This is a genomic window from Flintibacter sp. P01028 (assembly GCF_041925235.1).
GTDB lineage: Bacteria > Bacillota > Clostridia > Oscillospirales > Oscillospiraceae > Lawsonibacter > Lawsonibacter aceti.
The window spans coordinates 1-16,092 of record NZ_JBHEVC010000006.1 but is presented as its reverse complement, the minus strand read 5'-3'; the positions used below and the strand labels follow the sequence as shown (position 1 = coordinate 16,092).

General features: G+C 52.6%; 16 protein-coding genes and 1 tRNA gene. 1 reads left to right on the top strand and 16 read right to left on the bottom strand.

Annotated features, from left to right (window positions below):
- Nucleotides 1–55: 55 nt before the first annotated feature.
- The 12 genes from spoIIR to ACEVJK_RS10300 all read right to left on the bottom strand — a co-directional run bounded on the left by spoIIR (nt 56) and on the right by ACEVJK_RS10300 (nt 12,224).
- Nucleotides 56–673, bottom strand: coding sequence for a stage II sporulation protein R (spoIIR, locus tag ACEVJK_RS10355; RefSeq protein WP_262668850.1), 618 nt, complete (start codon nt 671–673; stop codon nt 56–58).
- 75 nt (nt 674–748) lie between these two features.
- Nucleotides 749–1,600 (bottom strand): 4-(cytidine 5'-diphospho)-2-C-methyl-D-erythritol kinase, encoded by an 852-nt coding sequence (gene ispE, locus ACEVJK_RS10350; RefSeq protein ID WP_262668849.1) that lies wholly within the window; start codon nt 1,598–1,600, stop codon nt 749–751.
- A gap of 38 nt (nt 1,601–1,638) precedes the next feature.
- Nucleotides 1,639–2,931 carry a DUF1015 domain-containing protein gene (locus tag ACEVJK_RS10345; RefSeq protein ID WP_262668848.1) on the bottom strand — a complete coding sequence of 431 codons (1,293 nt, stop codon included), beginning with the start codon at nt 2,929–2,931 and terminating at the stop codon, nt 1,639–1,641.
- Between the two features lie 15 nt (nt 2,932–2,946).
- Entirely contained in the window at nt 2,947–3,138 is a 192-nt protein-coding gene (locus ACEVJK_RS10340; RefSeq protein WP_374740511.1) for a hypothetical protein, read from the bottom strand.
- Nucleotides 3,139–3,212: 74 nt separating this feature from the next.
- Nucleotides 3,213–3,812 carry a bifunctional phosphoserine phosphatase/homoserine phosphotransferase ThrH gene (gene thrH, locus ACEVJK_RS10335; RefSeq protein WP_374740510.1) on the bottom strand — a complete coding sequence of 200 codons (600 nt, stop codon included), beginning with the start codon at nt 3,810–3,812 and terminating at the stop codon, nt 3,213–3,215.
- A 92-nt stretch (nt 3,813–3,904) separates the two neighbouring features.
- A complete protein-coding gene (locus tag ACEVJK_RS10330) occupies nt 3,905–5,095 on the bottom strand; it encodes an aminotransferase class I/II-fold pyridoxal phosphate-dependent enzyme (RefSeq protein WP_374740509.1) in 1,191 nt (396 codons plus the stop codon).
- Nucleotides 5,092–5,571: an Lrp/AsnC family transcriptional regulator gene (locus tag ACEVJK_RS10325; protein ID WP_147571446.1), complete on the bottom strand. Its 480-nt coding sequence runs from the start codon at nt 5,569–5,571 to the stop codon at nt 5,092–5,094. Before ACEVJK_RS10325 ends, ACEVJK_RS10330 begins: the two co-directional genes overlap by 4 nt.
- A 251-nt stretch (nt 5,572–5,822) precedes the next feature.
- Nucleotides 5,823–7,796, bottom strand: coding sequence for a TRAP transporter permease (locus tag ACEVJK_RS10320; protein ID WP_262668844.1), 1,974 nt, complete (start codon nt 7,794–7,796; stop codon nt 5,823–5,825).
- 162 nt (nt 7,797–7,958) lie between these two features.
- Complete coding sequence (locus ACEVJK_RS10315) at nt 7,959–8,456, bottom strand: DUF1850 domain-containing protein (protein ID WP_147571448.1); 498 nt, start codon at nt 8,454–8,456, stop codon at nt 7,959–7,961.
- Between the two features lie 33 nt (nt 8,457–8,489).
- Complete coding sequence (locus ACEVJK_RS10310) at nt 8,490–9,545, bottom strand: TAXI family TRAP transporter solute-binding subunit (protein ID WP_147571449.1); 1,056 nt, start codon at nt 9,543–9,545, stop codon at nt 8,490–8,492.
- 408 nt (nt 9,546–9,953) lie between these two features.
- Nucleotides 9,954–11,567 carry a recombinase family protein gene (locus ACEVJK_RS10305; protein ID WP_374740508.1) on the bottom strand — a complete coding sequence of 538 codons (1,614 nt, stop codon included), beginning with the start codon at nt 11,565–11,567 and terminating at the stop codon, nt 9,954–9,956.
- Between the two features lie 288 nt (nt 11,568–11,855).
- A complete protein-coding gene (locus ACEVJK_RS10300) occupies nt 11,856–12,224 on the bottom strand; it encodes a hypothetical protein (protein ID WP_374740507.1) in 369 nt (122 codons plus the stop codon).
- Between the two features lie 22 nt (nt 12,225–12,246).
- On the opposite strand from ACEVJK_RS10300, the gene ACEVJK_RS10295 reads away from it, so the two are divergent.
- A tRNA-Arg gene (locus ACEVJK_RS10295) sits at nt 12,247–12,323 on the top strand.
- Nucleotides 12,324–12,519: 196 nt separating this feature from the next.
- Here ACEVJK_RS10295 and ACEVJK_RS10290 read toward each other — a convergent pair.
- The 4 genes from ACEVJK_RS10290 to ACEVJK_RS10275 all read right to left on the bottom strand — a co-directional run bounded on the left by ACEVJK_RS10290 (nt 12,520) and on the right by ACEVJK_RS10275 (nt 15,295).
- Complete coding sequence (locus tag ACEVJK_RS10290) at nt 12,520–13,911, bottom strand: site-specific integrase (RefSeq protein ID WP_166462229.1); 1,392 nt, start codon at nt 13,909–13,911, stop codon at nt 12,520–12,522.
- Between the two features lie 24 nt (nt 13,912–13,935).
- Complete coding sequence (locus tag ACEVJK_RS10285) at nt 13,936–14,142, bottom strand: helix-turn-helix domain-containing protein (RefSeq protein WP_105310303.1); 207 nt, start codon at nt 14,140–14,142, stop codon at nt 13,936–13,938.
- Between the two features lie 491 nt (nt 14,143–14,633).
- Nucleotides 14,634–14,876 (bottom strand): helix-turn-helix domain-containing protein, encoded by a 243-nt coding sequence (locus ACEVJK_RS10280; RefSeq protein ID WP_118213098.1) that lies wholly within the window; start codon nt 14,874–14,876, stop codon nt 14,634–14,636.
- Nucleotides 14,861–15,295, bottom strand: coding sequence for an RNA polymerase sigma factor (locus ACEVJK_RS10275; protein WP_105310305.1), 435 nt, complete (start codon nt 15,293–15,295; stop codon nt 14,861–14,863). Before ACEVJK_RS10275 ends, ACEVJK_RS10280 begins: the two co-directional genes overlap by 16 nt.
- Nucleotides 15,296–16,092: the final 797 nt, after the last annotated feature.

Genomic DNA, 16,092 nt, shown 5'->3' with positions numbered 1-16,092 from the left:
GTCCGGGCTGTTTACAGCCCGGACTTCGTTTCCTTTTCGAGAATGTGGTTTCTTACTAGCTGAAAAAGGCTTCCAGTTGTCCCAGCAGCTCCATACCCTTGAATTTTAGCACATAGCCCTCGCTCTCGCCGGTGACTAGTTTGACCTGGTCCTGACTGAAATAGCCAGCCTGTGCGGCGGTATCTACGGTTTCGCTGGCCGCCCCCAGACACAGGGGCGGGAAGGCCACACACCACCAATTCTGCCCCTCGCCTTCCCCAATAACCACCCGGAGAGCCGTATAGTTCCCGGCGGGCAGGGCGAAGCCGTCGTACTCCTTGGTAGGGAACCAGCACTGGGTCAACTGGGCGGACACCGGGTAGTCATAGCCCTGCTCCTCCACCACCTGTCGCCCGGCATCCGCCAGTTGGGTCAGACTGCTCTCCAACGCGGACCGGGCACTTTCCAGGGTCGCGTTGGAGGGGTAGACCGCTTGTGCCTCCTCCAGCACCCGGTCCCGGACTGCCAGCTTCAACGCCTGGTCCTGGGCGCTGTCTGAGTTTGCGATCACATGAAAGCGGATAACGCTGTCCGCCAGCTCGTGCTGCTCCTGACCCAGCCAGCTCCCTCCCACCAGAGCACACAGCAGGCCCAGCATCAGGGCCATCTCCCACCGCTTCAGTTTTCTGTCCATAGGTCCTCCTTGGGGCCTTAAAAGGCCGTCCACACTGTAAGTAAGTGCTTACAGTATGGACGGCCCCTGATGTTCTTAAACCGTTTCCGCCAAAAAAGTTTCCCGGTACTGCTCCCGCAGCAGCTCGCAGGCACTCTTTGCCTTCTCAAGCTGGGTAAAAAGGCCAAAGGCGGAGGGCCCTGTCCCGCTCATGGTCGCTCCCAGCGCCCCGCAGTGGATCAGAGTGTTTTTGATGTCCGCTACCCGGCTTCGCTGCCGGTCGGGCAAGACATCCTCAAATACATTGTACATTCTTCGAGCAACCCCCTCCAGATCCTCCGCCGCCAGAGCGTCCATCACCCCCTGAGTGTCCGGGCGCCGTGTCACCCTGACCCGGTCCAACTGGGCGAACAGCTCCGGAGTGGAGATGGGAAAGGGCGGCTTACACACCACAACCCAACAGTGGGGCAGAGGGGGCAGAGGGGTGAGGACCTCTCCCCTGCCCTCTGCCAGAGCGGTCCCCCCTAGCACACAGTAGGGCACATCGGACCCCACCCGCTCCCCGATCCTAGCCAGTTCCAGAATAGAAAAGGGCTCTCCCTCCATCTGATTCAGGGCCCGGAGGACAGCAGCGGCATCACTGCTCCCTCCGGCCATACCGGCACAAACAGGAATGCGCTTTTCGATGGTGATATCCAGCCCCTTTACCCCGATCCCCCTGGCCTCCCAGAAGCGGAGAGCCGCCTGGGCTGCCAGATTTTTTTCGTTGTTGGGCAGGAAGTGGAGGTTGGTCCCTACCCGCAGCCCCCGGCCACCATTCTCCTTTACCGTCAAGGTATCAGAGAGAGTGATGGACTGCATGACCATCCTCATGTCGTGGTAGCCGTCGGGTCGTTTTCCCAGCACGTCCAGGGTAAGATTCAGTTTTGCGTTGGCCTGGACCTCCATAGTTTCCTCCCCGGCGGCTCCCGCCGCCCTCATTTTTTTCAGCGGATCTTTCTGGCCTCCAGATAGAAGCGTTTTTCCTGTGCCTCGCCCATGGAGAAAGTCTTTCTGGGCAGCACGCCGTCGTGGATGACTGTGGGGAACAGGGACTCCTTGGCCATGGGAGGCAACAGGAAGGCGATGGCATCCCGCCGGTTCCGGGCCAGTTCCCTGGCCACCTGCTCCCCATGGATATAGTCGATCTTGACCCCAGGTCTGGCGGCTATGTACTGGTCCAGGAAGGTCTGAAGCGTAGCCACCGGCAGCTGGGCACTTGGGTGGGGGACCACCACCTGTCCCTGCCCATCGGCACAGATATAGGGCAGGATATGTGCACAGCCATCCGCCTCCCCGCCTCTGAACGCACCGGGATAAAATCCCTCCAGGGCGGACAACAGCTCCTCCGGCTCCACACCGAACACCACCCGGTGGATAGGTTCAAACTCCAGGGACTCATCGTGGAGATTGACCAGCTCGCACAGGGCATACCGTGAGGGCAGGCTGTCCCACTGATCCTGGGGGACCAGCTTCTTCTGCCGCTCGTAGCACTCCTTGGCTGTGGCCAGGGAGTGGTTGCCGTCCCCGGCAGCAAAGAGCATAACTGGAAGCGCATCCTTCAGGGCGTATCTCTCCCGGAACGCAACTGGGTCAGCCAGGGCAACCAGAGCCTGTTCCACCTGCTCCAGCTGCTCCTGAGTCAGCTTCCAGCCCCTGATGTGGCCGCCGCCCTCCATCAATTCAAAGTCGTAGAGGAGCTCCATTCCACCTGTCTGGCCAGCTAAGGGCTCTATGACGGTCTTTTCCGGGTCATCCGACAACAGCATAATGTGAGGCAGTTCGATGGGGGCGTTCTTCCGCACCGCTACCCGGGGCGGGATACGGGAGAGGACGGTCCCCTCCGTAGCCCGGACCATGGCCCCAGAGCCGGGCTCATAGTCATACCGCTCCAGGTCCACCATGCCCACCAGTCCCCGGCGGGTCCTGCCGCTGGTCATGGCACGCTCCACATAGATCATGCTGTGAGGGTATTCTACAAACCGGTTTTCCCGAAGATAGCGGGTCATGGTATTGTTGATCTCCATGATATCGGTTTCCACATTGGGCCCCTCCAAGCAGCTCTCCGGCAGGATGAGCCGTAAGGTCGAGGGGGCTTTTCCCACCCGTTCCTCCACCCGCTGCCAATACTCGGGCTGGGAGGTGTACTGATCACAGGCCACCACCGACCACAGAGTCATGTCGCAGTCTCTGGGCAGCAGGATGTTGGCAGGGCGGAAGGGCAGATCAATCTTTTTCATCTTTTCTCATCTCTTTCAGCAGAAGGTCCAGCTTTTCCTCCAGCCGATCACATCTGTTTTCAGATACCAGATGGCCAGCGCCACCGCTGCGGCCGCCAGGAAAATGAGCAGAATCTCCCTAAATTCAAAACCCAGCTGAACACAGCCAGCAGTAGGAGCACGCCGAGGGCACACTTGGCAAACACAGGTCCACGCTCTCTTCCTCATGCAGGGGCCGCCACAGGCGGCCACCATTCCGGCGGGGCGGCGAGGGCGGCGCCCCCTACGCTCCTTTCCTCGGATCAGAGGGCAGCCTCGATGGCGGACAGCAGCTCGTCAAACTCCTCAAATGCGGGCAGCTCCGGGTGGGCCGCCTTGATGGCATCCGTGGACTTGAAAAGGAACCCGGCCTTACTGGCCTGTATCATCCCAAGGTCGTTGAAGCTGTCGCCGGCAGCGATGGTGTCAAAGCCACAGGACTGCAGCGCCTTTACTGTGGTAAGCTTGGATTTCTCACAGCGCATCTGATAGCCGGTGATGGCCCCATCCGGCCCCACCTTCAGGGTATTACAGAACAGAGTGGGCCAGCCCAGCTTGGCCATCAGGGGCTTGGCAAACTGCTCAAAGGTATCGCTCAAAATGATTACCTGGGTCTGGGCCCTCAGCTTGTCCAGAAATTCCTTGGCCCCAGGCAGGGGATCTATGGTGGAGATGACCTCCTGAATCTCCTTTAGGCCCAGACCATGCTCCTTCAAGACTCCTAACCGCCAGGTCATCAACTTGTCATAGTCGGGCTCATCCCGTGTGGTGCGCTTCAGCTCCGGGATTCCGCTGGCTTGGGCAAAGGCGATCCAGATCTCTGGAACCAGGACGCCCTCCATATCTAAACATACTACATTCATGGCAGATTCCTCATTCTCTTTTATTTTTTCAGAAGGCCGCTGGAGTCATGGGCTCTCATCTGTCCACCTACCCAGGGCCCCGTCAGCGGGCTTTACTGCCCCACATGTCCCTGCCGGCGGCGCAGGTTGACCAGGAAGTTATCCAGCCGGGAGATAGACTCGGCAATGTCCTTCATAGATGCCGCGTAGCAGGCCCGGACAAAGCCCTCGCCACCAAGGCCAAAGGCGTTTCCAGGAATGACAGCCACCTTCTCTTCCATGAGGAATCGCTCACAGAACTCCTCACTGGATAGACCGGTGGAGCGGATATCGGGGAACACATAGAAGGCGCCCTTGGGCTCGAAGCAGCTCAGACCGATCCGGTTCAGGTTTTCCACCAGGTATCTGCGGCGGCGGTCGTACTCCTCCCGCATATGCTCGATGTCTCCGTCGCCGTTGCGCATGGCCTCCACCGCGGCATACTGGCTAGTGGTGGGGGCGGACATGATGCCGAATTGATGGAGCTTTGTCATGGCTGCAATGATTGGTTTGGGGGCACAGACGTAGCCCATACGCCAGCCGGTCATGGCGTGGCTCTTGGAGAAGCCGTTGACCACTACGGTCCGCTCATACATATCGGTCAGGTTTGCGGGGGACACATGGCGCTGGCCATAGGTCAACTCCGCGTAGATCTCGTCAGAGATGACCATAATATCGCTGCCGCGGAGGACCTCAGCGATGGCCTCCAAATCCTTGCGCTCCATGATTCCGCCTGTGGGGTTACAGGGAAACGGCAGTACCAGAACCTTGGTCTTATCTGTGATGGCCGCTTTCAGCTCCTCCGGGGTCAGGCGGAAATTGTTTTCTACCTTTAGTTCCACATACTTGGGCACGCCCCCGGCCATTTCAGTCAACGGTCCATAACAGACAAAGGAGGGCACAGGCACGATGACCTCGTCGCCAGGGTTGACCAGTACCCGGAGGGCCAGGTCAATGGCCTCGCTGCCGCCCACAGTGACCAGAATCTGGTCGGTGTAGTCATATTGCAGATCAAAGCGGCGGTTAAGATAGGCGGCGATCTCTCGCCGGAGCTGGAGCATACCGGCGTTCGAGGTATACTTGGTGTGTCCCCGCTCCAGGGAGTAGATACCAGCGTCCCGGATGTGCCAAGGGGTAACAAAGTCAGGCTCTCCGATGCCCAGAGAGATTGCGTCTGTCATCTCCTCCAGGATATCAAAAAACTTGCGGATACCAGAAGGCTTGACCCCTTGGATCTTCTCATTCAGAATATGATCGTAATTCATGTAAAGATATACTCCCTTTCCTCCGGATCCTGGGGCCGGAACACCAAGTGCTTCTCTTTGTATTTCTTCAAAATAAAGTGAGTCGCAGTGCCGGTGACTCCCTCAATAGGGGCCAGCCGCTCGCCTACAAACTGGGCTACCTCCCGCAGGGTGCGGCCCGAAATGATAACCGTCAAGTCGAAGGAGCCGCTCATGAGGTACATGCTCTCCACTTCGTCATATTGGTAGATACGCTCCGCGATACGGTCAAAACCGCTGATAGTCTGTGGGGTGACCTTGACCTCGATTAGAGCCGTAACATTCTCCCTGCGTACCCGGTCCCAGTCGATGATGGCCTGATACCCCAAAATCGTGCGGTCTTCCTCGTATGTTTGAATGGCTGCCTTTGCCTCTGCCTCAGGCACTCCAGCAGCCGCAGCCAGCGCGGCCACCGGCATGGTGCAGTCCTGTTCCAACAGTTCCAACAGCTTTTCCATGAACGCTCTCCTCCTGTTTCTCTGCCCGCAACCGGGTAGGATCTGCGTGAGATTAAAATACCCGTTTATTATACATGTAACTGGAGAGAAAAACAATCCTGCGAATAAAAATAGCGGATAAAAAGGCGCCGCCCATACTTTCGTATGGGCGGCGTTCTTTTGACTGGCGATAACAAACAGGCAAAGGCCTTTTCCAAATGGACTATCCTAGCCGAGACGTGTTTTCTTGCGTTTTGGGATCACTTGATAGCTTAGGCTACGGCCTTCTTATCTTTGTGCAGGAGCTGGAATACAATGACCACAACTACTAAGCCCACACCGATCAGGTCGGTAACGGTGCCGGGAATCAGCATAGCCAGACCGCCTGCGGCTACCATGATCCGCTCCAGTACGTTCATGTTCTTAATCAGATAGCCCTCAAGGCCAGCGGCCACACCCGCCATGCCGATAAAGCTGGTGATAATGATCTGAACAACCTGGAAGGGAGTGGAGTTAATGAACAGCATTGCGGGATTCAAAGCAAAGATATAGGGAATCAGGAAAGCGGCGATAGCCAGACGGGTCGCCTGGAAGGCCGTCTTCATGGGGTTCGCCTTGGCGATGGCAGAACCAGCGTAAGCTGCCAGAGCCACAGGAGGCGTAATGTCCGCCACAATGCCGAAGTAGAACACGAACATATTGGCAGCGATGGGGTCCATGTTCATACCAGTAACTAGGATGGGGGCACAAGTGGTAGCCATGATGATGTAGTTGGCTGTGGTAGGCACGCCCATACCCAGGACGATACAGGTGATCATGGTGAAGAACAGGGCGATCATCAGCTGGCCATTGGCCACACCCACGATGGCACTGATGAAGATCTGGCCCAGGCCGGTCAGGGTGACCACACCGGCAATGATGCCGGCCACACCGCAGGCAATGCCAATGGACAGACAGTTACGGGCGCCGTTCTCTAAAGCCCGAAGGAAGGTGAAGATGCTGGTATCGTTCTTCTGATGATAGAAGAAGGTGTCTACCGCTTTATCCACCAGGCTGATAACGATACAAAGGATGGTCGCGATAATAGCGGAGCGGGCCATGGTATAACCGCTCATAATGATGACCACCAGTACCACCAGAGGAATCAGCAGGTAGATCTTCGGGAGCAGCTGACCCCACTTGGGCAGCTCGTTTCTGGGAATACCCTTCAGATCCAGACGTTTAGCGCGCAGATGCACCTGGAGGAAGATGCCAGTAAAGTACAAAATAGCAGGCAGGATGGCCCGTCTGATAATATCGCTGTACGGTACACCCACCATCTCCGCCATCAGGAAGGCGGCAGCGCCCATAATGGGCGGCATGATCTGACCGCCTGTGGAGGCCGACGCCTCAACAGCGCCCGCGAATTCGGGGGGATAGCCGGTCTTTTTCATCATGGGGATGGTAACAGAACCAGTAGTCACGGTGTTGCCCACAGAGGAGCCCGACACCATGCCGCACAGTGCGGAGGAAATAACGGCCACCTTAGCGGGACCACCGGTGGCCCAGCCAGCCAGAGCATTGGCGCAGGAAATAAAGAAATTACTAATTCCGGTAGCCTCCAGGAAAGCACCGAAGATGATGAACAGCGCGATGTAAGTAGAGCACACGCCGATGGGGGTGCCGTGGATGCCGTTGGTAGTATAAAACAGGTCATAGACGATGCGCTTCAGCGACTTTCCATCATAGAAAGCGTAGGCGATGAAACAGGTGGCCACTACCAGGATGGGCAGGCCTACCACACGCCGGCAGCATTCAAAGAGGATCAAGGCTCCCACAATGCCCAGCACAACCTCCAGCTGGTTGATGCGGGTAGCGCGAATCATCAGATCCTGCTCATTGAAGAAGAAATAAAGGTAGGGGCTGGCCCCAACGATGGCCAGAATAATATCGTACCAAGGGATACGGTTGACTCGCTGAACAGCGCCCTTGCGCATAGGGAACACAATGAATACCAGCAGAATCACCAGACCCAGGAACAGGGGACGGCGCTTGGTTTCGCTCCAGGTGGATACCAGATTCATCCACATCAGGAACAGGCTGAATGCGATCAGCAGGCCACTGACCACATACTTCGGCACACCTTCCCAAATACGAACGTTTGACTCACGGTCGTATTTTTTCATAATCTCATCAACATCGGCCTGCACATTTGCGCCATTTTCTGCCGGTGCGGTGTTTACAGTTTTCTTATCCTGATCTTCCACAGAGATGCCTCCTTTGCTAAAAATCGTATCTTTTGATAAAAGAAACTCTGCTTCAGGTCCGCTCTTTGGCCGCACTCGGCTACGTCTTCCATTCCCTCTCCGAGATCACAACCAAATTTTTACAAAGCGTAAAGCTGGGGGCTTCTTTGATCTTCCAAAACGCTATGGAAAGATACGCGAATTTTCGTAGCTGATGTGGACCTTGGTATTCCGTCCGCACACATCCCGCAGACTGATCTCCTCTCCGCCAATCGATAGCGTGTGATCGGATACTGTGCCCACAAAAAGATAAAAGCTGGGAAGCTCCATATCAATCTTAGAGACCACCATGGCGCCTGTTCCCTCTTCATAGGTCAGCTCCATTTTAGGGTCCAAGTCAGAGGGCACCCCGGCACCAAACCCATAGTAGATGGTCTTCCGCAGCATGATTATGCCCCTCTCATCCACGTCATACACATCCGTCACAGGCGTCTTGTTGACGGAATGGATAAAGGTGATGGAAAATTCCTCTCCCCGCTCCAACGGATAAGAGATGTAGGTTTCCCCAGTCTCCGCATCACGAATGACCAGATGGCCTTCCGGGCGGAGCATAAACACTGCGGCCGCGATAACCAGACAGACTATCGCGGCCGCGGCTACCAAAACTTTGTTCTTATTCACAAAGCGTTATCAGTCGCGTCTAAGAACAGACACTCAGCTCAGAGTGGCACCCTGCTCGGTCAGATACTTCTCAGCGCCGGGATGATAGGGGATGCTGACGCCAGCGACAGCGCCTTCCAGGGAGAGCTCCTTAAACTTGGCGTGACCGTCAGCCAAGCTGGCCTGGTTGTCAAACATAGCGGTCATCAGTTCATACACCACATCCTCAGGCACGTCATTCCGGCACACCAGCATGGCGCGGATGCTGACGGTGGTGGTATCGCGGTCCAGGCCGTCATAGGTGCCGGCGGGGATCACGGTCTTAGCATAGAAGGGGTAAGCAGCCATCAGGTTTTCAATGTGCTCGTCTTCCAGAGTGATGACATTCAGAGGCTTGTTGGCAGTCGCAGCCAAGTCCACCAGAGCGGTGGTGGGGGCGCCAGACACACAGAAAGCGGCGTCGATCTTGCCATCCTTCATGCCCTCGGCGGAGTCAGAGTAGGACTGGTAAACGGGGTTTACGTCGTTAAAGGTCATGCCAAACTCAGCAAAAATCTGACCAGCGGCGAAGTTGTCGCCGGAACCGGAAGCGCCGACGGAAACGGTCTTACCCTTCAGGTCAGTGAAGGTCTTGATGTCGGGATTCAGGGTGAACACCTGGACCACCTCGTCATACAGGGCACACAGGGCACCCCAGTCCTCATAGGGGTCTTCGCCGTCGAACAGGTCAGTACCAGTAGCGGCATAGTAAGCTACGTCGTTCTGGATAATGGCGAAGTTGACCTCATTATCCTGGAGCAGCTGAACGTTAGCGGCGGAGGCGCCGGTAGAGGTAACACCGATGTTCCCCTTGGTCAGAACGGGATTGAGGACGGTGGCCATTACGTTACCGATAGCATAGTAGTTTGCGCTGGTGGAGCCGGTGGCGATGGTGATATCCACCTTCTCACCAGAGGGAGTTTCGTTGTTGGGAGTAGAGGTGCTGGCAGAGGTATTGCTGCCACCGCTAGTGGAGCTGGTGTTGCTACCCTTGTCATTGTTCCCACAGCCGGTCAGTGCCAGACTGAGGATCATGACCATGGACAGAGCAAGTGCTAGTTTCTTTTTCATGTTCTCTTTCCTCCAATTCCATTTTTTCGTTTGCTCTTTCCACTTGGAAAGAGCAAACGCCCTATAGGGCGTTTCATGGTTGGTCCATAGACCCGCTTCCTATACTGCGGTCCCATTATATTACATTCATGTCAAAAATGCAATATCATTTTTTCCTCCCCCCTCTCCTCCACTAATTGTCTTGACATTTTGTATAAAAAATTATTTATTACATCTACTTTTTACTCCTTAATTTCCCTATATTTTTTCCTGTTTCTTTATTATTTCCATAGCTAAACGCCTATGATTTCTATGGATATTTTTTTATGGCATCCAGCCATCCATCCCCTCCTGCAGCTTTTCTAAAGCCCTCTTTTCAATGCGGGATACATAGCGACACGCCTACTGTAAGCGATTGGCTCCGGAAAATTACGCCGTCTCAAACGGCGCAATCCCTTGCGAATTCTGGCTTGCCTCATCCAGTTGGGCGAAACGGAATTTGATGATGACTTCCTTATCCTCGGTCAGCTCCACCCGCTCAATAAGGCTGACCAACAGTTCCCGGCTCTCTCCTGCCGTCTCGATAAATCGCTGTACCAGTTCCCTGGCCCTGTCCTCACTGCGGACGGGGCTTTTTTTCTGAAACTCCAGGGCCTGCCGCTTTTCCTCCAGCTGCTCCCGCTCCAGTTTGACCCTGCCGAAGATGCGCTGGAAGTCCTCCTCGGGCAGCAATCCGTTGAGCCGGTCGGTGTACATCCGGTCCAGGTTGGCCGTAAGACTGTTGATCCTGGCCTGGATGGCCTGGAGCTCCGTTTCCAGACTACTCTGCTTTTGGGCATGCTCCACAGCTTCCTGGGCCATGGGCAACAGTTCGTCTGGATCCAGATATGCCCGACAGACTTCCCTCACCTTGCGAATGACCGCATCAGTGACCGTCTTCTCCTTGATGGAATGACAGGTACAGACACCCGCTTTGGTAAAGCGCTGGTAGGTCCGGCAGACGAAGTACAGCACATCCTCTCCCCTGGCGTTTTTTCGGTTGAGTACCGCCAAAGGGTAGCCGCACTCGTGGCAGAAAATCAATCCCTTCAGAAGAAAATCGTAGGTCCGGCTCCGTGTGTGCTTGCGGCTGTTCACCAGCAGTTGCACCTTCTGAAAGGTCTCCGCATCCACCAAAGGTTCATGGGTCCCCTCTACGATCACCCAGTTGGCCGGGTCCTGTTTCAGGCACTTCTTGGACTTGTAGCTGATCTTCACACTGCGTCCCTGGACCATATTGCCAATGTAAGTCTCGTTTTTCAGCATTTCAGAAATCCGCTCGCCGCTCCATAAGCCGGTGTAAGGTCCGGGGGTTCCAACCTTCCAGCCGCAGTAGGTGGCCGGTGTGGGGATACCTTCTTTATTGAGTGTAGTCGCAATCTTACGGCAACTCATACCTGAAAGGGCCAATGCAAAGATCCGCCGCACCACCGGAGCTACTTCCTCATCAATGACAATCTTGTTTTTCTCCGTGGGGTGCATCTTGTAGCCATACACTGGCTTTCCGCCGATGAACTGCCCCTTCCGCTGCTTATCCCGCTTGACACTCTTGATCTTCTTGGAAATATCCTTGGCGTACATGTCGTTCATGATGGCACGGAACGGGGTGATGTCATTGGCGGTAGAGTCCACACCGGTGTCGATGCCGTCCAGCAGGGAGATGTACCGCACCCGGTGTTCCGGGAAGTACCGCTCCATGTAGTGGCCGGTCAGGATGTAGTCCCGGCCCAGGCGGGAGAGGTCCTTGGTAATGACCATATTGACCTTCTTGGCCTCGATGTCGGCGATCATCCGCTGGAAGCTGGGCCGGTCAAAACTGGTGCCGCTCCAACCGTCGTCCACATAGGTGTCGTAGACGCTCAGCCGGTGCTGCTGCACAAACTCCCGCAGCAGAGACTCCTGGTTCTGGACGCTCTGAGATGGTCCCTCGCTCTCATCCTCCTTCGATAATCTGATGTATAAAGCCGCATGGTATTCCATGGGATTGCTTATCTCTAAGTACATTTGCTACCTCCTGAGATAAGCTGCCATTCATCATTGCAATTGTACCGCGTTTTGAACTCCTTCCGCAAGGCTCCGGGTAAGGAAAAGTCGAAAGGATCGCAGAAAAATCTCTCTCGCATTCTCTTCTCTGGAAAACTCGTATCGCACCTGTACCGCTTGTCTTTTCAATCAGATCACTCCTCTCACATACTTTCTCTATTCCTATGTTTGCAAGAAAGAGGATTTGCTTGTCCCAAAATTTAGGCATAAAAAAACCAAGCCCATCGGCTTGGTACACACCTATAAATTTTACAGGTATTCGCTGAGAATCTCCCCCAAATCAGTCAGTACTTCGCCCGCAAAATCTTTCGTCAGAGAACGTTCTCTTTGAACTTTCTCAAACAGCTGCGGGTACTGTATGTCAGACCACAAAATCAAGATATCGAGAACGATTGCCACTTCGTTCTTTGCCCCCAGTTCATATAGCCCCTCTAAAACCTGATAAAGTTCGTAGATAGCTGCAATGGGTACCCGCTGAGACATCGCTTCAAAAAACTGGAGTGTAATACTCCCTGATAGATCATTGAGCTTAATATTTTCTATTTTTATCCTCCTTTGTTGTTTAGGATAGAGTGGTCGCCTCCTAAGCGGTAGATGGTTCGAGTCTAAATCTTGCATAAAACTTAATATTTTGATAAATGTCCATGTAGCTCAGCTGGATAGAGCACACGCCTCCTAAGCGTGGGGTCGGAGGTTCAAATCCTCTCATGGACGCCAGCGAACAACGCTGCAAGCCTTTATTCATAAGGGTTTGCAGCTTTTTTTGTTCAGCCGCAGCCTTTTGTTAAAACCATCTACCAGGGTTGGAGGGTTACTTTTTTGTTTATGCGTTACAATGAATTTTTTGCTAATTGGAAACGAACTAAAATGGAGAGCTTGCTAAGAAAAATGGACTTCTTGCTAATTTGAGATTTTAGCCAGCCTTTTGAGCGGTAAGCAATGCTGCCAGGGTGCTTGCAAGCTCCGGGGATTTTTGGAGCTGTTCCACCAATGCCGCCAGGTCTAAGGTTTGTGCTTGAGGCTGTTCCGGCTCCTGGGGAGGCTTTACATTCCGCAGATCAGGATTAGCATAAAAGGCACTCTCAAACTTCTGGGCATTGATCTTACGGTCCTCGTCGAGGATGTGGGCGTACACTTTTGTAATCATATCAATTTCAGCGTGGCCCGTGTCCCCCTGGGTGGCTTTCAGATCGCCGTGGTTGAGTTTCAGCTTATAAGTAGTGCTGGAATGTCTGAGAGAGTGGAACACCACATTAGGCAATCCGGCTTTTTCTTTCAGCAGAGAAAATTCTTTCTCAATAATCCGGTTCTCACATGGCCTGCCATTAGGCAGGGCAACCACTAAATCATAATCTTGGTATTCCTCACCGAGGAAGCTCTTTAGCTCATCCTGTGCTTTTTTCCATTCACGGAGGATATAAGCAACGGTTTTCGGCAGCCAGACTTTTCTCTCACTTGATTTTGTTTTCGGTTTTTTCAAGATCAGCCGTGTGCTGGTGTTAGGCATAAGCGGAGTGAAGATATGGAAAATATCTTTTTCTCCTATCATTTCAATCGCCTGTTTGGAAGCCCTTATCAGCTCTGCCTCAATGTAAACATAGGCATTATCCGCCGCTATGTTTTCATCCTCAATGTGGACATTCTTCCAGGTCAGACCAAGAATTTCTCCCATCCGCAAAGAACACGCAAATGCAAGGTTCATAGCAACATACAATTTGCTGTCAGTACACTGGTCCAGAGCGATACGGATGGTATCGGCGTCCCAGATGTCACGTTTCTTGTACTCTGTTTTCGGTAATACGGTATTCTCAAAGGGATTTTTTGCAATCAGCTCCCAGCGGACAGCCTGCTTAAAGGCACAGCGGAGAAGTTTGATGATCTTCTCAATGTTCTGATTGGAAATAAACTCTGTTTTCGGTTTTCGGTTCCTCTTACAAACAGGAGGGGTCTTTTGGAGAGTCTGAATGTATTTATCTACCACACGGGGAGTAATTGCCTGAACCTCCATATCACCGATAATCGGATTGATGTAGTTGGCGATCAGGGCGGTTTGACTGTCATACATGGACACGCCCCATTGTTTTGCCCCATAGGTGGAAACAAAATCATACAGAAAATCAGATACTTTCTGATTGTTGGGAGGAAGAAAAGTACCGGTGTTGATCTGGTTCTCAACCTCCGCTTTCCGTTTTAGAGCCTCTTTATGGGTATGCCAGGTTTCCCACTTTTGTTTCGTTTCTCCATTTTCGTCTATGTAGTTGTAAACAACAGAATATGCTTTTTTTCGTTTGATGATGGATGCCATGATCGATCTTCCTTTCTTTGTCCGTTAGAACGCCTGAGCGTCTAACCATTCGTCAAATGATTTTTTGGAAATTCGTATGGCATTACCAACTCGAACGGTTTTGAAATGTCCCTCTTTCACAAGGTTATATGCAGAAGTACGGCCGATATTTAACATCACGGCTATATCTTCAACCTTGTAAGTTCTCTGTTCGGGGACATTGCCAGGTGTACGATTTTCGGCCTGGTTCATAATGTCCTCCTTTCAGCAGCCGATCAATCATACAAAACATAACTTCTATCATCATTATGCCGCGCTTTATATGAATTGTCAGCTGCTAATAAAAAGTTTTCGATTTATCCATATTAAAAAGGACAAAACAGACGGCCATTAGCATGGCTCCACGGGAATTTCACCCCCGCATGGTTCTCATCCGGCCCTACCCATTGCTTGCGACGCTATCAACGCTCGAACTGATGGCTGTAAGGGAGTATCATTGTCCTCTTTGGGTATCATGGCCCACAGCCTGCCAAAGCTGTTTTGTGGCATGGTATTGATCGCTCGCTTAAAAAGGTCATGGCGCACCTGCCAGATGGCTCCACCGAAAGAGAATGTATCTGCCTGTCCTATGCTGTCACGGAGTTATCGTCCGGACTTTCTTTGTCAAGGTGCATTTATGGCTCCGATCCGGTTCAAATACCAGGCGAGGAAAGAGAGGACAAAACACGCCTGTAATATGTACCTTAGACCGGCAGAACCTTGAAACCTGTTACAATGCTATACAGCAGTTTAGCCTCCAGGCGAAGCCTCATATCTTCGTCCACATAGAGGTGTTCGTTGCCATATTCATCTTTCATAGGTCTCATGGCGAGGAAACGAATATAGCCCTTGTAATGATTGAGTACAGCATTTAAGGCTCTCTCGTCACCCTCTGAGGCTGCCAGGATCACTGGCAGCGGTATGGGCTCTCTTATGTTTCGGGCCATTCAAATCCCTCCTTTTCCAAATACTCACGCAGTTCTTTGAGGATACCGCTGCGCCGTTTACTGATAGCCTGACGAACCACATTAAGCTGTTCGCTTATTTCACGGTCCGTCATTCCCAGGAAGTAGGACAGCAGGATTACATCCCGCTTGTCCTCCGGCAACTGTGACAGAGCCTCTGCCAGCAGATCACCGACCACAAACACTTTCTGCCCAAGCACTTCAAAGACATATTCGTCCTGAAAATACTTGTCATAGGAGGCGGCCTGTGCCAGCTCGTCCGGCGATAGTTCATCCAGAGATTTCTCGCGGTCACGCTGCCTTGCGTATTCATTCAGAATACGGTTGGCCTCGTTCTTCAAAACCCTGGTACAAAAACCGCCAAACTGATTTTGAACACGCTGCTCATAGGAGTTTTTCATTTTCTCACCTCCCTTCGCAGCCGCAAAGGCGGGTGATAGTTCTCCTCCCTTTCGCAGGGGTAATCATGGAAACCGCAATTTGGCAACCAAGATCGGAGAAAAATTTTATAAAAGGCCCTGCTATTTTGCGAAGTCCCGAATAAACAGAAAAAAGCGCCTGACTGCAAGACGCAGACAGACGCAAAGGAATTAACAGCAGTATTTAGATGATTTAAAAGTTCATATTCAGGGGTAGAAACATCCCCGGTGGTAGTCGGGCTTTTTTTGATAAGTCAAAGAATGTAAGAATTTGTTGATATGGTTTATAGCTCATGGCGGCTTCCTCCTATAGCCGCCGCTTTTACCAGTGGTACCGCGTCATTTCTTGAGAAGATAAAAAGAAACAGCGGCTTTGATTTTGTCAAAACCGCCGTTTGGCTTTTTCTTTATTGCATTAAAATTTTGCTGCCCACACAACGGTTTTTTTATTAACCGCAAGCAGCTTTTTTCATTTTAATCATGTCGTTTTAATGTAATAATAGCATGGCATATTAAACCGAATACAAGGGCAAAGCAAAAACCTCCAAATAGTGACGCTCCCCAGCCTGTACCGGACATTGTCATCAGACCACCCACAAAGAAAATACCAATGCCGATAAAGATACCAACTGCGTAAAATAATCCGATTGCTATATCATACTATAAATGAGCAAATTTGAAAAATTGCACAAAACTACACTGCGAATTTCATAAATGAATCAAAATCATTGCTTTCCTTTGCGCATTGAAAAAGATAACGATACTTTTCCAGCTGAATG

Excerpts from the sequence above, each read along its gene's own strand:
- spoIIR (WP_262668850.1), bottom strand. The coding sequence starts at position 673 with ATGGACAGAAAACTGAAGCGGTGGGAGATGGCCCTGATGCTGGGCCTG.
- ispE (WP_262668849.1), bottom strand. The coding sequence starts at position 1,600 with ATGGAGGTCCAGGCCAACGCAAAACTGAATCTTACCCTGGACGTGCTG.
- ACEVJK_RS10345 (WP_262668848.1), bottom strand. The coding sequence starts at position 2,931 with ATGAAAAAGATTGATCTGCCCTTCCGCCCTGCCAACATCCTGCTGCCC.
- ACEVJK_RS10340 (WP_374740511.1), bottom strand. The coding sequence starts at position 3,138 with ATGAGGAAGAGAGCGTGGACCTGTGTTTGCCAAGTGTGCCCTCGGCGT.
- thrH (WP_374740510.1), bottom strand. The coding sequence starts at position 3,812 with ATGAATGTAGTATGTTTAGATATGGAGGGCGTCCTGGTTCCAGAGATC.
- ACEVJK_RS10330 (WP_374740509.1), bottom strand. The coding sequence starts at position 5,095 with ATGAATTACGATCATATTCTGAATGAGAAGATCCAAGGGGTCAAGCCT.
- ACEVJK_RS10325 (WP_147571446.1), bottom strand. The coding sequence starts at position 5,571 with ATGGAAAAGCTGTTGGAACTGTTGGAACAGGACTGCACCATGCCGGTG.
- ACEVJK_RS10310 (WP_147571449.1), bottom strand. The coding sequence starts at position 9,545 with ATGAAAAAGAAACTAGCACTTGCTCTGTCCATGGTCATGATCCTCAGT.
- ACEVJK_RS10305 (WP_374740508.1), bottom strand. The coding sequence starts at position 11,567 with ATGTACTTAGAGATAAGCAATCCCATGGAATACCATGCGGCTTTATAC.
- ACEVJK_RS10300 (WP_374740507.1), bottom strand. The coding sequence starts at position 12,224 with ATGCAAGATTTAGACTCGAACCATCTACCGCTTAGGAGGCGACCACTC.
- ACEVJK_RS10290 (WP_166462229.1), bottom strand. The coding sequence starts at position 13,911 with ATGGCATCCATCATCAAACGAAAAAAAGCATATTCTGTTGTTTACAAC.
- ACEVJK_RS10285 (WP_105310303.1), bottom strand. The coding sequence starts at position 14,142 with ATGAACCAGGCCGAAAATCGTACACCTGGCAATGTCCCCGAACAGAGA.
- ACEVJK_RS10280 (WP_118213098.1), bottom strand. The coding sequence starts at position 14,876 with ATGGCCCGAAACATAAGAGAGCCCATACCGCTGCCAGTGATCCTGGCA.
- ACEVJK_RS10275 (WP_105310305.1), bottom strand. The coding sequence starts at position 15,295 with ATGAAAAACTCCTATGAGCAGCGTGTTCAAAATCAGTTTGGCGGTTTT.